This window comes from Streptomyces sp. NPDC086549 (assembly GCF_044746205.1).
Classification (GTDB): domain Bacteria; phylum Actinomycetota; class Actinomycetes; order Streptomycetales; family Streptomycetaceae; genus Streptomyces.
Genome location: NZ_JBIVBS010000003.1, coordinates 1 through 13,584 on the forward strand (window position 1 = coordinate 1; position 13,584 = coordinate 13,584).

A 13,584-nucleotide genomic window follows, 5' to 3' on the forward strand; every position below is an offset into this window, starting at 1 on the left:
CATGACGATGGAGTCCTTGCCGCCGGAGAACAGGATCACCGGCCGCTCGAACTCGCCCGCCACCTCACGGAAGATGTGCACCGCCTCGGACTCCAACGAGTCCAGGTGGGAGAGGGTGTAGGGCGTGCCCGTGCCCTCCTCGGCCGTCGCGACGGGCGTCGTCATGCCAGTCCCCTCTCGATGAGCAGGGCGTGCAACGACGCCGCGGACTCCTGCACGGTCTGGTTCTGCGACTCGATCCGCAGATCGGGCGACTCGGGCGCCTCGTACGGGTCGTCGACCCCGGTGAGCCCCGTCAGCTCGCCCGCGGCCTGCTTGGCGTACAGACCCTTCACATCGCGTACGGAGCACACCTCGACCGGGGTCGCCACGTGCACCTCCAGGTACGGCGTCCCGCCCTCCTGGTGGCGCCCCCGTACCGCCTCGCGGCTGTCGGCGTAGGGCGCGATGACCGGGACCAGCGCCTTGACGCCGTTGCGGGCGAGCAGCTCGGCGAGGAAGCCGATGCGCTGCACGTTGGTGTGCCGGTCTTCGCGGCTGAAGCCGAGGCCCGCCGAGATGAACTCGCGGATCTCGTCACCGTCGAGCACCTCGACGAGGTGGCCCTCCGCACGCAGCCGGCCGGCCAGCTCGTACGCGATGGTGGTCTTGCCGGCACTCGGCAGACCCGTGAGCCAGACGGTGGCTCCGGTCGTCACGTCGTTCTCCAATGTCGTAGTGGGCACGGTCATGTCAGCCGTGCAGCCCGCACTCGGTCTTGGCGCGGCCCGCCCAGCGGCCGGCCCGCGCGTCCTCGCCCGCCAGGACCCGGCGGGTGCAGGGGGCGCAGCCGACGGAGGCGTAGCCGTCCATCAGCAGGGGGTTGGTCAGTACGCCGTGTTCGGCGACGTACGCGTCCACGTCCTCCTGCGTCCAGCGGGCGATCGGGGAGATCTTGACCTTCCGGCGCTTCTCGTCCCAGCCGACGACGGGGGTGTTCGCCCGGGTCGGGGACTCGTCGCGGCGCAGACCGGTCGCCCAGGCCTGGTAGTCCTTCAGGCCCTCCTCCAGCGGCTGGACCTTGCGGAGCTTGCAGCACAGGTCGGGGTCGCGGTCGTGCAGCTTCGGGCCGTACTCCGCGTCCTGCTCGGCGACCGTCTGACGCGGGGTGAGCGTGATGACGTTGACGTCCATCACGGCCTCGACCGCGTCGCGGGTGCCGATGGTCTCCGGGAAGTGGTAGCCGGTGTCGAGGAAGACGACGTCCACGCCCTTCATCGCACGGGATGCGAGATGGGCGACCACCGCGTCCTCCATCGAGGAGGTCACACAGAAGCGCCTGCCGAAGGTGTCCGCCGCCCACTGGAGGATCTCCAGGGCGGAGGCGTCCTCCAGGTCACGTCCCGCCTGCTCGGCGAGCGCCTTCAACTCCTCGGCCGTACGCTCTTCCTGAGCCGTCGTCATATCCGGTCGTCCCCTCCGTTGTCGGCTCGCTGAAGCCCCCTGGCGAGCAGCCCGAGGAACTTCAGCTGGAAAGCGCGGTTGCACGCCGCGCATTCCCAGGCGCCGTGACCGCCTTCGAGCGCCTCGCTCGGACGCAGGTCCTCGTCGCCGCAGTAGGGGCAGTAGAAAGGCGCCGCACGCTCGCTCACGACAGTGCCTCCTCGGAAGCTCGGGCGGCCCACGTCGCGAACCGTTCGCCGTCCTCGCGCTCCGCCTGGAACCGCTTGAGCACGCGCTCGACGTAGTCCGGCAGCTCCTGCGAGGTGACCTTCAGGCCGCGGACCTTGCGGCCGAACCCGGCCTCCAGGCCCAGCGCGCCGCCCAGGTGCACCTGGAAGCCCTCGACCTGCTCGCCCTTGTCGTCGAGGACGAGCTGGCCCTTGAGGCCGATGTCCGCCACCTGGATACGGGCGCAGGCGTTCGGGCAGCCGTTGATGTTGATGGTGAGCGGCTCGTCGAAGTCCGGGAGCCGGCGCTCCAGCTCGTCGATCAGCGAGATGCCGCGCGCCTTCGTCTCCACGATGGCGAGCTTGCAGTACTCGATGCCGGTGCAGGCCATGGTGCCGCGCCGGAACGGGGACGGGTGCACGGTGAGGTCCAGTGCCTCCAGCCCCTCGACGAGCGAGTCGACCTGGGTCTCGTCGACGTCCAGCACGAGCATCTTCTGCTCGGCGGTCGTGCGGACCCGGCCCGAACCGTGTGCCTCGGCGAGGTCGGCGATCTTCGACAGCGTGGTGCCGTCGACCCGGCCGACGCGCGGCGCGAAGCCGACGTAGTAGCGGCCGTCCTGCTGCCGGTGCACACCGACGTGGTCGCGCCACCGCTCCACGGGCTGGGCGGGCGCGGGTCCGTCGACGAGCTTCCGCTTGAGGTACTCGTCCTCCAGCACCTGCCGGAACTTCTCCGCGCCCCAGTCCGCCACCAGGAACTTCAGGCGGGCGCGCGTACGAAGGCGCCGGTAGCCGTAGTCCCGGAAGATCGAGATGACGCCCTCATAGACGTCGGGGACCTCGTCCAGCGGCACCCAGGCGCCGAGCCGGACGCCGATCTTCGGGTTGGTGGACAGGCCGCCGCCGACCCACAGGTCGAAGCCGGGGCCGTGCTCGGGGTGCTCGACACCCACGAACGCGATGTCGTTGATCTCGTGCGCCACGTCGAGCAGCGGGGAGCCGGAGATCGCGGACTTGAACTTGCGGGGCAGGTTGGAGAAGTCCTTGTTGCCGATGATCCGGCGCTGGATCTCGTCGACGGCCGGGGTGCCGTCGATGATCTCGTCCTCGGCGATCCCGGCGACGGGCGAGCCGAGGATGACGCGGGGGGTGTCACCGCAGGCCTCGGTCGTGGAGAGCCCGACCGCTTCGAGGCGCTCCCAGATCTCGGGAACGTCCTCGATCCGGATCCAGTGGTACTGCACGTTCTGCCGGTCGGTGATGTCCGCGGTGCCCCGCGCGAACTCCTGGGAGATCTCACCGATGACCCGCAGCTGCTGGGTGGTGAGCCGTCCGCCGTCGATCCGCACCCGCAGCATGAAGTGGGTGTCGTCCAGCTCCTCCGGCTCCAGGATCGCGGTCTTGCCGCCGTCGATCCCGGGACGGCGCTGGGTGTAGAGCCCCCACCAGCGCATACGCCCGCGCAGGTCGTTGGGGTCGATCGAGTCGAAGCCGCGTTTGGAGTAGATCGTCTCAATGCGTGTCCGCACATTGAGACCGTCGTCGTCCTTCTTGAACTGTTCGTTGCCGTTGAGCGGGGTGAAGTGCCCCGCGGCCCACTGACCCTCACCGCGATGACGGCTCACCCTGCGGCGGGGCGCGGAGGCGGCAGGGTTCTGCGGGGTGGCGGCCATGGTTCTACGTCCTTCGGGACCGGCGGAAAGCGGCTTTGACCTGCGCATATGGGCGCATTGGGGCATACGTGCGCGTCATTGCGCGAGAGGTGAAAACGGGGAATGTCGGCGTTGCTGGGCCCGTGGCCGAAGGCCACCAGGGGCAGTTCAGCTCGCCGGACAGATGGCGCTGGACATGCGGCCGAGGTCGACGTGCCGCCGACTCACCAAGGCAATTCCAGTTCCAGACATGACGGAAGCGTGTCACGGAGATCTGGACACAGTCCAGCTTTATCCATCATGCGGACACCCTTGTCCCGGCATGCGAGACAAGGGTGTCGTCGGTCACACGATGTGCGCGGGGTCTTGTCGGCGCAGGTCAGGCGGGGTAGGCCCCGGACCAGGGGCCCGGCGTGGGCGCCTCGGCCTCCTCCTCGACCTTGGTGTCGAACAGCTTGAAGCCGCGGCGCTGGTAGTTGGCCATGGCGTGCTCGCCGTCCTTGCTGCACGTGTGCAGCCACACCCGCTTCGTCGGGACGCGCTCCGGCCGGCGTTCCGCCAGGTCCCATGCCCGGGCCGTGCCGTAGGACAGCAGGTGTCCACCGATCCGCCGTCCCCGGAAGGCTGGGATCAGACCGAAGTAGCTGATCTCCACGGCCCCGTCGTCCTGGGGGTCGAGCTCGACGTAGCCGGCGGGCGTGCCCCGGTCGTAGGCCACCCACGTCTCCACACCCGGCCGGTCCAGGTGCTCCTGCCACCGGGCGTAGGTCCAGCCGAGCCGGTCGGTCCACAGGATGTCACCGCCCACCGAGGCGTAGAGGAAGCGGCTGAACTCGGGGGAGGGGACCTCGGAGAGGACGATCCGGACGTCGCCGTCGGGGGCGGCCGCGGGAAGGAGGTCGGCCGGGGACGTCTGCTCCAGGGACCAGGTGGTGACGATGACGCTGCTCATGCAGGCCAGGGAATCATCTACCCCAGTGAACTGTCGATCGAGCTCAGCGGGACGGAGAACAGCATCCGGTCCGACAGTGACCAGACCTCGCCCGTCTCCTGCCAGTAGGAGAGCGGCCCCGCGCCCTGTGCCCAGCAGTGGTGGGTCGCGTCCGAGCCGCAGCGGGCGGCCTTCGCGCCCGCGGAGTCCTGGCGCCACAGGCTGCCGCGGCCGTCCGGGGAATCGGCCTGGCGTCCGACGTACCAGGCGGTCCGTGTCGTCCCGGGCGGGTGGTGGGCCAGCACGCCCCGGATTCCGGCGGCCCGTGTCTCGTACGCCTCGACGGCGTCCACCCGCCCCGCCGGGTCCGTGGCGAGCAGGCCGCTGCGGGCGGGATCCCTGCTGAAGTCGTAGCGCCACAGGCGGGCGTGCCGGTCGCTGTCGGCCGGGGTCCACTCGCTCATGACGAGACTGTCGGGCGCCGAGCCGCGGTCGAGGGAGAGGCTGCCCGGACAGGGCGGCCCGGAGGCGGAGCATCGTCCGGCCGGGAAGCGGTAGGTGCCCACCGCCGGCATCACGAACCGGTAGCCGTCGGCCGACCAGCCGCCGGGCACTTTGCCGATCGCCGGGCTGTCGACCGTGGTGCGCTGTATGCGGTTGAGGTCGTAGACGTAGAGGGCGTCGCTGTCGCCCGCCTCCGTGGTGACCAGCAGTTTGTCCTGGTACCACACCATGCCTGAGACATGCGAGGCCAGGCCCCGGTAGTCACGGCCGTCGGCGGTCGGGACCACCAGCAGTACCCAGCCGTACGCGGGACGGGCGGGGTCGTCGGCGTCGACGAAGGCGACCCGGGCCAGGCCCCGTTCGGCGGCGGGGCCGGAGGTCGTGCTGTGTGTCCAGCCGGCCAGGATCACCCGGTTCGCGCCCCAGAGGCCGTCGTCGTCGGCGTCCCCGGACGTGGTCACCGACGCGGGTCGCCAGTCCGGCGTGGCGCTGTCGGAGGGGTCCCAGCAGTACGCGTGCGCGGCCCCCGGCGCGGCGGGCAGCGACTCCCGCTCGGCGGAGGTGCAGTCGGCCGCGTCGAGCAGGGTGCGGTCGGCGCTGTCCAGTACGGCGGAGACACCGACCGGGCGGCCCATCGCACCGGCCAGCCGGTCGAGCGTGCGCCGCGGCACCAGATGCTCCTGGAGTCGCAGTTTCCCGGTCTCGGCGGAGGAGGTGACCGGCTTCAGCGCGCCCAGGTCCTCGGCGACCGTGGCCTGCGAGGCGCTGATCATGGTGGCGGCCGCGGTGAGCGCGATCGCGGTTCCGGCCAGGAACGCACGCAGGGCACGGCCCCGCTTGCGCCGGCGATGTCTGCCGCGATGCTTCATGCTTCCTCCCTGGCGGGCCAACTGCGCCTGATGGTCTGTACGTTGACCAAGGAGCAGGTGGGGAGGCCCGTAGAGGGGATGCTACGACAGCCGGACGCGGCACAGGCCGAAGACCCTGCAAAAATGCGGAAGACACCCCCCGGATGCGCCGAATCGGTACAAGGCATATGCCGGCGGCGGTACCCTTTCACGGAGTGTGTGCCGTCGCCCACCCCTGGGTGACCGCCGGGGCCGTCGAGTGCGGCAGCAGGTCACGGGGGTCGTCGGGCAACAGCACCTCGACTTCCGCGTCTTCGCAGAAACGATACGGCCGGTGTTCCAGAAACGCCCCCAGATACCGCCGGATCCGCGACATCTCCGCCCGGACCGTCACCGTACGGGACGGATCACCGAACATGTCCTCCGCCAGGCCCGCCGCGCTGCGGCCCGACCGGCGCACCGCCAGCAGGTACAGCAACTCGGCATGCCGGGGACTGAGTTCACGCGACCAGGAGCCCGCGCAACCGGAGACGGACACCGACCAGCGGCGCGGCTGGGTGAGATCCAGCACCACACGGGAGACGCCGGACGGCGGCGCATCGTCCACCACACGCACCAGCCAGCCCCCGGCCAGCGGCTCCACCGAGCACAGCCCGAGCGCCGGCAGCCACCGACGGCCCGCCGACAGGGACTTGGGCAGCGCGACCCGCCGCACGTACGGCATCCCGGTGACCGCCGCCGTCCAGCCGTCCCGGTCCACCACCAGCGCCCGCCCGTCGAGCCGGGCAAGGACCGGGGCCGCCACGGCACGCAAGCGCTCCAACGAGTTCAGGTGCAGCTCCCGCAGCCGTGCCTCGGCGAGCCTGGCCACCGAGTCCACCCAGGCGAGCGTGGCCGGATGCATCGTCTCCAGGGGACCGCTGACGTCCACCACGCCCAGCAGCGCGCCGTCCCGGGGATCGGTGATCGGGGCGCCCGCACACGTCCAGGACGTGTGCGACCGCGCGAAGTGCTCGGCCGCGAAGACCTGGACGGGCCGGCGCACCACGGCCACCGTGCCCACACCGTTGGTGCCGACGACGTCCTCCCGCCAGTCCGCGCCCAGCTCCAGCCCGACCCCGTCCGCCTTGCGCAGCACCGGCGAACAGCCCTCCCGCCACAACACCCGGCCGTCCGCGTCCGCGACCACCATGATGTGCCGGGCGACGTCCGCCACCGAGAGCAGCCCCTCCCGCAGCACCGGCAGCACATGCCGCAACGGCGACTCCTCCCGCCTGCGCCGCAGCTCCCCGGCGCCGAGCAGCCCGGACCTGAAATCGCGGTCCGGGTCGACCCCGCTGCGCAGCATCCGCCCCCAGGACTGCCCGATCACCGGCCGGGGCGCGATCCGCGTACGCTCTCCGGCGAGCGCGGCCTCCCGCACCTCACTGAGCAGCCGAGCCGCCTGCACCGCGTCGACGGCGGCGAGTTGCGCCACATTCATCGGCGGGTTCGCCACGGGGGTCCTCCCGGAAACGCTGGAACACACGGTTGCCGAGCCGTCCGGGTGGCGGGTTCCGGTCCGACTGCACGTCTCATAGTGCCGTTCGACGGCCCGTGAGGAACACGGTCCGCGCATATATGCCAACAAGTTGCAACCCCTTGCAACCCTGGCGAACGGCCGGAGCGTGTCTGAAACTTGAGCAGCGCCGCCCCGGGCGGCGTTCGTGGCCTCGAACAGGCCGTGAGCCGGGGGTGGTGCCGTGTCGGCGCGGCACCACCCCCGCGACCTGTGCCCGCGAGCCGGAAAACGAGGCGTTCGGGCAGGTCAGGAAACCGGCCGAGCCCGCGCCACCACCGACGCAAGGTCCAAGGTGTGCGGCAGCGTGCCGAACGCCGAGCCCCAGTCGCCGCCCAGCCGGGACGCGCAGAACGCGTCGGCGACCTCCGGCGGTGCGTACCGCACCAGCAGCGACCCCTGCAACACCAGCGCCATACGCTCCACCAGCCGCCGGCCACGCCCCTCGGCACCCTCCAGGTCACCGAGTTCGGCCAGCAGATGCTTGACCGCGGCATCCAGCCGGTGATCGGCGCCGCGCGCCCGGCCGATCTCCAGAAGGTAGGCGTCGAACGCCTCCGGCTCCCGCCGCAACGCCCGCAGCACGTCCAGCGCCTGGACGTTCCCCGCGCCCTCCCAGATGGAGTTCAGCGGCGACTCGCGCACCAGCCGCGGCAGCCCCCACTCCTCGACGTAACCGTTGCCGCCCAGGCACTCGGCCGCCTCCACCGCCACCGGCGCACAGCGCTTCGTCACCCAGTACTTGGCGGCCGGCACCGCCAGCCGCAGCAACGCCCGCTCCTGCTCGCCCCCGTCGTCGTACGCGGCCGCCAGCCGCAGCGCGAGCGCCGTCGCCGCCTCCGACTCCAGCGCGAGGTCGGCCAGAACATTGCGCATCAGCGGCTTGTCGACCAGCTTCCCGCCGAACGCCTCGCGGTACGAGCAGTGGTGCACCGCCTGCGCCACCGCCTGCCGCATCAGCCCCGCGGAGCCGAGCACACAGTCGAGCCGGGTCGCGGCGACCATCTCGATGATCGTCCGCACCCCGCGCCCCTCCTCGCCCACCCGGCGCGCCCAGGTCCCGTCGAACTCGACCTCACCGGAGGCGTTCGACCGGTTGCCCAGCTTGTCCTTGAGCCGCTGGACGAGAAACGTGTTCCGCGCGCCGTCCTCCAGCACACGCGGCACCAGGAAGCAGGTCAGCCCGCCGTCGGCCTGGGCGAGGACCAGGAACCCGTCCGACATCGGCGCCGAGCAGAACCACTTGTGCCCGGTCAGCTCATACGTCCCGTCCTCGGCGAGCGGCCGTGCCACGGTCGTGTTCGCCCGCACGTCGCTGCCGCCCTGTTTCTCGGTCATGCCCATCCCGAAAACAGCTCCGGCCTTCAGCCGGGCGGGCCGCAGCTCGCGCTCGTAGACCGTGGACGTCAGCCGCGGCTCCCACTCGGCGGCCAGCCCCGGATCGGTGCGCAGCGCGGGAACCGCCGCGTGCGTCATCGACAGCGGGCAGCAGTTGCCAGCGTCCACCTGCGTCCACACCAGGAACCCGGCCGCCCGCCGCACATGCCCCGCCGGACGCACCCACGCGGTGGTCAGCCCCGCCCCGACCCCCTTGCCGAGCAGCCGGTGCCAGGCCGGATGGAACTCGACCTCGTCGATCCGGTTCCCGTACCGGTCGTGCGTGCGCAGCCGCGGCGGGTTCTCGTTCGCCTGCACCCCCCACTCCTGCACCTGCGCCGAGCCCGCGCTCCGGCCCAGCGCGGACAGCTCGTCGCGCACCTCGCCGAGCACACCGGCGTCGGTGTGCCGCTCGACGGCCTCCACCAAGGCGCGGTCGGCCGCGAAGACGTCGTATCCGACCAGCGCAGGAGGCTGGTTCGTCACGGTGTGGGTGGTGCTGCGTGCCATGTCTGCGAACCTGCCCGGAGCCGACGACGGTGGTCACCAGACTGACACACCGCCCGGACCGGACGCGTCCGCTCCGGTCACCGGCCGCGGGACCCTCCCGGCGATCATCCCGGAAGGTGAGGAGGGTGCGGCGCGGCGGATACCTTTAGGTCGTGCAGCCAGCAAGTGAACCCCCAGAGCAGCCGGCCGGTCGGCTCCACCGGGCCAGAGCCCTCTACCGGAACGTCTCCAAGCGCAGGACCGCCTGGCTGCTGCTGAAGGACACCGTCGACTCATGCATGGAGTACCGCATCCTCGGCCTCGCGGCCGAGGCGGCGTTCTTCACCCTGCTGTCGGTCCCGCCCCTGCTGCTCAGCCTGATCGGGCTGCTCGGCTACGTCGACGACTGGACCGGCGCGGACACCATCGCCAGCCTGGAGAACAACCTCCTGGAGGCGTCCCGCACCATCCTCTCCGACAAGGGCGTACGCGAGATCGCGGAGCCGATCCTGCACGACGTGATGAAGGGCGGCCGCCCCGACGTCATCTCCATCGGCTTCCTGTTCGCCCTGTGGTCGGGCTCCCGCGCGGTGAACGTCTTCATCGACACGATCACCGTGATGTACGGCCTCGACGGCGTCCGCGGCATCGTCAAGACCCGGATCATGGCGTTCCTGCTGTTCATCGTGGCCCTGCTGATCGGCTCGGTGGCACTGCCGCTGATGGTGGCCGGGCCCGACGCGGTGGTGCGGATCGTGCCGTGGTCGGAGACGGTCGTACAGGTCCTGTACTGGCCCGTCGTGATCGTCCTGTCGGTCGCCTTCCTGACGACGCTCTACCACGTGTCCGTGCCCGTCCGCTCCCCGTGGATCGAGGACGTGCCCGGCGCGCTGGTCGCCCTGGCCATGTGGATCCTGGGCAGCTTCCTGCTGCGCATCTACCTCACGAACACCATCGAGGGCGCCACGATCTACGGCTCCCTCGCCGCCGCGGTCGCCGTACTCCTGTGGATCGGTGTGTCCGCCTTCGCCGTGCTGGTCGGCGCCGCGGTGAACGCCGCGATCGACCGGGTCTGGCCGGCCGCCGCCACGGCCGCGGCCCGCGCCACCACCGAGCGGCTGCGCGAGGCGGAGGTCGCCGAGTACGTCGCCCGCGTCGCCGCGGCCCGCGAGGCCGACCCCGACGACCTCGACATGCCGTCCGAGTTCCCGGAACGCTGGTCCCGCTTCCTGCCCCCGGACGATGTCACGGCGCGACTGCGCACCCACGTGAAGAGCACCCACCACCACTCGCACAAGGGAAGCGGCAACGGGACACCGAAGGACAAGTGACGCAGCCGTAACCGGCAGGCGGGAGCGACCACCTGGCGGCAGCGACTGCCCGGCCGCAGCGACCACCCGGGGGAGCGATCACCTGGCGGCAGCGACCACCCAGCGGGAGCGACCATCCTGGCGGCAGCACCCCCCGTCCGACCGCCGCCTACGGCTTCCACACCCCGGCCGCCGCGGCCTCCCTCGCGAAGTCCCCGAAGTCCCGCGGCTCCCGTCCCAGCACCTCCCGCACCCCGTCCGAGAGGTACGCGTTCCGTCCGTCGAGCAGCGACTCGAACAGGTCCACCAGGAACTCGACCTCCGCGGCCGGCACTCCGAACCCGGCCAGGATCTCGCCGTACTCCCGGGCCGGCACGGGCCGGTACGTCAGCTCGCGCCCCGTCGCCGCCGCGATCTCCGCGACCGCCGCCCCGAACGTCAGCAGCCGGGGCCCGGTAAGGGCCAGAGCCCGGCCGGCGTACCGGTCGTCGACCGCACCGAGCACCGCCACCACCACGTCCGCGATGTCCCGCACGTCGATGAACGGCTCGCGCACCTCACCGCCCGGGAACACCAGCTCCCCGCCCTCCCGCAACCCCTCCACCAGCGGACCCTCACTGAAGTTCTGGAAGAACCAGGCGGCCCGTACGACCGTCCAGTCCGCCCCCGACTCACGCAGCGCCTCCTCCGTCGGCCGTGCCACCTCCTCGCCCCGCGACGACAGCAGCACCAGCCGCCGTACCCCGAGCGAGACCGCCTCGTGCGCGAGCAGCCCCACTGCCAGCGCCGCCTCCGGCGAGCCCACGTCCGACGGATACACCAGGTACGCCCCCTCGGCGCCCCGCAGCGTGTCCGCCCAGGTCGACCGGTCCCGCCAGTCGAAGCCCCGCGCCCGCGACGCCTCCCGCACCGCCAGCCCCGCCGCCCGCGCGGCGTCCGCCACCCGGCGCCCGGTACGACCCGACGCGCCCGTCACCACCACCGTCATGTTCCGCATGTTCTGCGTGTCCTGTGCCATGCCACCGAGTCAACTCCGGCCCGCCCCGAGCGACCATCGCTGAACGGCTCATTCTCATAAGTGCGCGTCTACGCTGACCCCATGGAAGCTCCCCCACGCTCGAACACGCTCACGCGGGGGGACCCCCTTGCATGCCTGCTGGAGGGCCCCCGCGCGCGTGGCGCCTTCATGATCAGAGCGTGCTTCGACCCGCCCTGGGCCGTACGGGTGGAGGACCGCGCCCCGCTCACGGTCATGCTCATGATCCGCGGAGACGCCTGGATCACACCGGACGGCGGCGGCGAACGGGTACGGCTGCGCGCCGGTGACCTGGCCATCGCCCGCGGCCCGGACCCGTACACCTGCGCCGACGCCCCCGGCACGACGCCCCAGGCGCTGATCCTGCCGGGCGGCGAGTGCCGCTACCCCGACGGTACCTCCCTGAAGGGCTCCATGGACCTGGGCATACGCACCTGGGGCGACCGCCCCGACGGCTCCACGGCCATGCTCATCGGCACCTACCTCATGCAGGGCGAGATCAGCGGCCGCCTGCTCGACGCCCTCCCGCCGCTGCTCTCCCTCACCTCCGACGTGTGGCCGTGCCCGCTCACCCCGCTCCTCATGGAGGAGATCGTGCGCGACGAACCCGGCCAGGAGGTCGTCCTCGACCGCCTCCTCGACCTGCTGGTCATCGCCGCGCTCCGGGCCTGGTTCTCCCGGCCGGAGGCGGAGGCCCCCGCCTGGTACCGGGCGCTGGCCGACCCGGTGGTCGGCCGGGCGCTGAGGCTGCTGCAGAACGACCCGGCGCACCCCTGGACGGTGGCGTCCCTCGCCGCCAAGGCCGGCGTGTCGCGGGCGGCGCTCGCCCGCCGCTTCACCGACCTGGTCGGCGAACCCCCGATGTCCTACCTCACCGGCTGGCGCCTCGCCCTCGCCGCCGACCGCCTGCGCGACACCGACGACACCATAGGCGCCATCGCCCGCCAGATCGGCTACGGCAGCGCCTTCGCACTGTCCGGCGCCTTCAAGCGGGTCTACGGCGTCAGCCCCCAGGAACACCGCACACGCACGGCGTAGCCTGGCGCACGTGTACGAGGAGAGGGCGTCCCGGCTCACCGGCGCCGTCGTGTGGCGCCGCACCCTGGAGGATCCCGTCGTCCGGCCGGTGCTGCCCGACGGCTGCATGGATCTGCTGTGGAGCGAGGGCCGGCTGCTCGTCGCGGGCCCGGACACACGCGCGTACGTCCCCGCGGGCCCGCCCGCCCGCTGGGCGGGCGTCCGCTTCCACCCCGGCACCGCGCCCGCCCACCTGGGCGTACCGGCGCACGAACTGCGCGACCGGCGGGTGGAGTTGGCCGACCTGTGGCCCGCGGCGGAGGTACGACGCCTGCGCGCCCGCGTGAACGCGGCACCGGACCCCGCGACCGCACTGGAGGAGATCGCGCTGGAGCGGGCCACGGACCTGGACCCACCCGACCCCTTCCTCGGACACCTGGTCACGGCTCTGGCGGCGGGCCGCCCGGTGGCCGCGACGGCCGACGAACTCAACCTGGGCGCACGCCAGTTGCACCGCCGCTGCCTGACCGCCTTCGGCTACGGCCCCAAGACCCTGGCCCGGATCCTCCGCATGCAGAAGGCGCTCGCGCTGGCCCGCTCCGGAGTGCCCTTCGCGGAGACGGCGGTGCGCGCCGGGTACGCGGACCAGCCTCATCTGGCCCGGGAGGTGAGCGAGTTGGCGGGCGCGACGCTAGGCGAGCTGATCGGAGCCGTCCGATAGGGGCGCGAACAGATCGACACCGTTGCCGTCGGGGTCGTGCACGGTCGCGTACCGCTGCCCCCAGAAGGCGTCCCAGGGCTTGAGCTCCCCGTGGTACCCCGCGCCCACCAGGTCCTCGTACACGGCGTCCACCTCGGCGGGTGACCCGCACCGGAAGGCGAGCCCCACCCGCCCTCCACCGTCCGGTGCCCGCCACCCGGCATGGAAGGAACGGACGGTCTCCTCGGTGTCCAGGGCGAGGACCAGCCCACCGGGCAACTCGGCCTCGACATGCGGCTGATCCTCGGCGCCTTCGGGAAAGACGAGCCCGAGGCGACGGTAGAAGGCGAGCGAGGCGGCCAGGTCGGAGGCCACCACACCGATCACGGCGAATCGTGGAGTCATGCGGCCACCGTAGGAGGGGCGCGGGCGGCCGGTCTTGAAGGAATCGGACGTGAGCGACCGCTGCCCGGCCGGCACCTGTCCGGTTCTTCGATCCGGACGGGGCGG

At 71.9% G+C, this 13,584-nt stretch carries 14 protein-coding genes and 1 pseudogene; 3 read left to right on the top strand and 12 right to left on the bottom strand.

Translation table 11 applies throughout. The features are described from left to right. The 10 genes and pseudogenes from ACIPSA_RS10945 to ACIPSA_RS10990 all read right to left on the bottom strand — a co-directional run. Positions 1 to 165 (bottom strand): annotated as a pseudogene (locus ACIPSA_RS10945) (sulfate adenylyltransferase small subunit); the annotation flags it as partial. After that, the gene (gene cysC / locus ACIPSA_RS10950) at positions 162 to 731 is read right to left on the bottom strand and encodes an adenylyl-sulfate kinase (protein WP_402631787.1); all 570 of its coding nucleotides are present in this window, start codon (positions 729 to 731) and stop codon (positions 162 to 164) included. The pseudogene ACIPSA_RS10945 and the gene cysC, both read right to left, overlap by 4 nt. A 1-nt stretch (position 732) precedes the next feature. After that, positions 733 to 1,443 carry a phosphoadenylyl-sulfate reductase gene (locus ACIPSA_RS10955; RefSeq protein ID WP_402631790.1) on the bottom strand — a complete coding sequence of 237 codons (711 nt, stop codon included), beginning with the start codon at positions 1,441 to 1,443 and terminating at the stop codon, positions 733 to 735. Next, positions 1,440 to 1,631, bottom strand: a complete 192-nt coding sequence (locus ACIPSA_RS10960; RefSeq protein ID WP_402631793.1) for a hypothetical protein — start codon at positions 1,629 to 1,631, stop codon at positions 1,440 to 1,442. The genes ACIPSA_RS10955 and ACIPSA_RS10960 overlap by 4 nt, the downstream gene beginning before the upstream one ends. After that, positions 1,628 to 3,325, bottom strand: a complete 1,698-nt coding sequence (locus tag ACIPSA_RS10965; RefSeq protein WP_402631796.1) for a nitrite/sulfite reductase — start codon at positions 3,323 to 3,325, stop codon at positions 1,628 to 1,630. Before ACIPSA_RS10965 ends, ACIPSA_RS10960 begins: the two co-directional genes overlap by 4 nt. Before the next feature lie 147 nt (positions 3,326 to 3,472). Beyond that, entirely contained in the window at positions 3,473 to 3,556 is an 84-nt protein-coding gene (locus ACIPSA_RS10970; protein WP_309486338.1) for a putative leader peptide, read from the bottom strand. Positions 3,557 to 3,683: 127 nt separating this feature from the next. Continuing rightward, positions 3,684 to 4,256: a GNAT family N-acetyltransferase gene (locus ACIPSA_RS10975; protein ID WP_402631799.1), complete on the bottom strand. Its 573-nt coding sequence runs from the start codon at positions 4,254 to 4,256 to the stop codon at positions 3,684 to 3,686. A gap of 17 nt (positions 4,257 to 4,273) precedes the next feature. Next, positions 4,274 to 5,608: a hypothetical protein gene (locus tag ACIPSA_RS10980; protein ID WP_402631802.1), complete on the bottom strand. Its 1,335-nt coding sequence runs from the start codon at positions 5,606 to 5,608 to the stop codon at positions 4,274 to 4,276. Positions 5,609 to 5,795: 187 nt separating this feature from the next. Further along, on the bottom strand, positions 5,796 to 7,070 hold the full coding sequence (locus tag ACIPSA_RS10985; RefSeq protein ID WP_402633712.1) for a GAF domain-containing protein: 1,275 nt from the start codon (positions 7,068 to 7,070) through the stop codon (positions 5,796 to 5,798). Positions 7,071 to 7,394: 324 nt separating this feature from the next. Beyond that, the gene (locus tag ACIPSA_RS10990) at positions 7,395 to 9,032 is read right to left on the bottom strand and encodes an acyl-CoA dehydrogenase family protein (protein WP_402631805.1); all 1,638 of its coding nucleotides are present in this window, start codon (positions 9,030 to 9,032) and stop codon (positions 7,395 to 7,397) included. A 152-nt stretch (positions 9,033 to 9,184) separates the two neighbouring features. Between ACIPSA_RS10990 and ACIPSA_RS10995 the strand changes: the two genes are divergently transcribed. Further along, the gene (locus tag ACIPSA_RS10995) at positions 9,185 to 10,342 is read left to right on the top strand and encodes a YihY/virulence factor BrkB family protein (RefSeq protein WP_402631808.1); all 1,158 of its coding nucleotides are present in this window, start codon (positions 9,185 to 9,187) and stop codon (positions 10,340 to 10,342) included. 148 nt (positions 10,343 to 10,490) lie between these two features. Here ACIPSA_RS10995 and ACIPSA_RS11000 read toward each other — a convergent pair whose 3' ends face one another. After that, positions 10,491 to 11,339: an NmrA family transcriptional regulator gene (locus ACIPSA_RS11000; protein WP_402631811.1), complete on the bottom strand. Its 849-nt coding sequence runs from the start codon at positions 11,337 to 11,339 to the stop codon at positions 10,491 to 10,493. A gap of 81 nt (positions 11,340 to 11,420) precedes the next feature. Here ACIPSA_RS11000 and ACIPSA_RS11005 point away from each other — a divergent pair, with 81 nt between their 5' ends. Further along, the gene (locus ACIPSA_RS11005; protein ID WP_402631814.1) at positions 11,421 to 12,395 is read left to right on the top strand and encodes an AraC family transcriptional regulator; all 975 of its coding nucleotides are present in this window, start codon (positions 11,421 to 11,423) and stop codon (positions 12,393 to 12,395) included. Between the two features lie 10 nt (positions 12,396 to 12,405). Beyond that, positions 12,406 to 13,095 (top strand): helix-turn-helix domain-containing protein, encoded by a 690-nt coding sequence (locus ACIPSA_RS11010; RefSeq protein ID WP_402631817.1) that lies wholly within the window; start codon positions 12,406 to 12,408, stop codon positions 13,093 to 13,095. On the opposite strand, the gene ACIPSA_RS11015 is transcribed toward ACIPSA_RS11010, so the two are convergent. Further along, positions 13,066 to 13,479, bottom strand: coding sequence for a VOC family protein (locus tag ACIPSA_RS11015; RefSeq protein WP_402631820.1), 414 nt, complete (start codon positions 13,477 to 13,479; stop codon positions 13,066 to 13,068). The genes ACIPSA_RS11010 and ACIPSA_RS11015 overlap by 30 nt on opposite strands. Positions 13,480 to 13,584 lie beyond the last annotated feature (105 nt).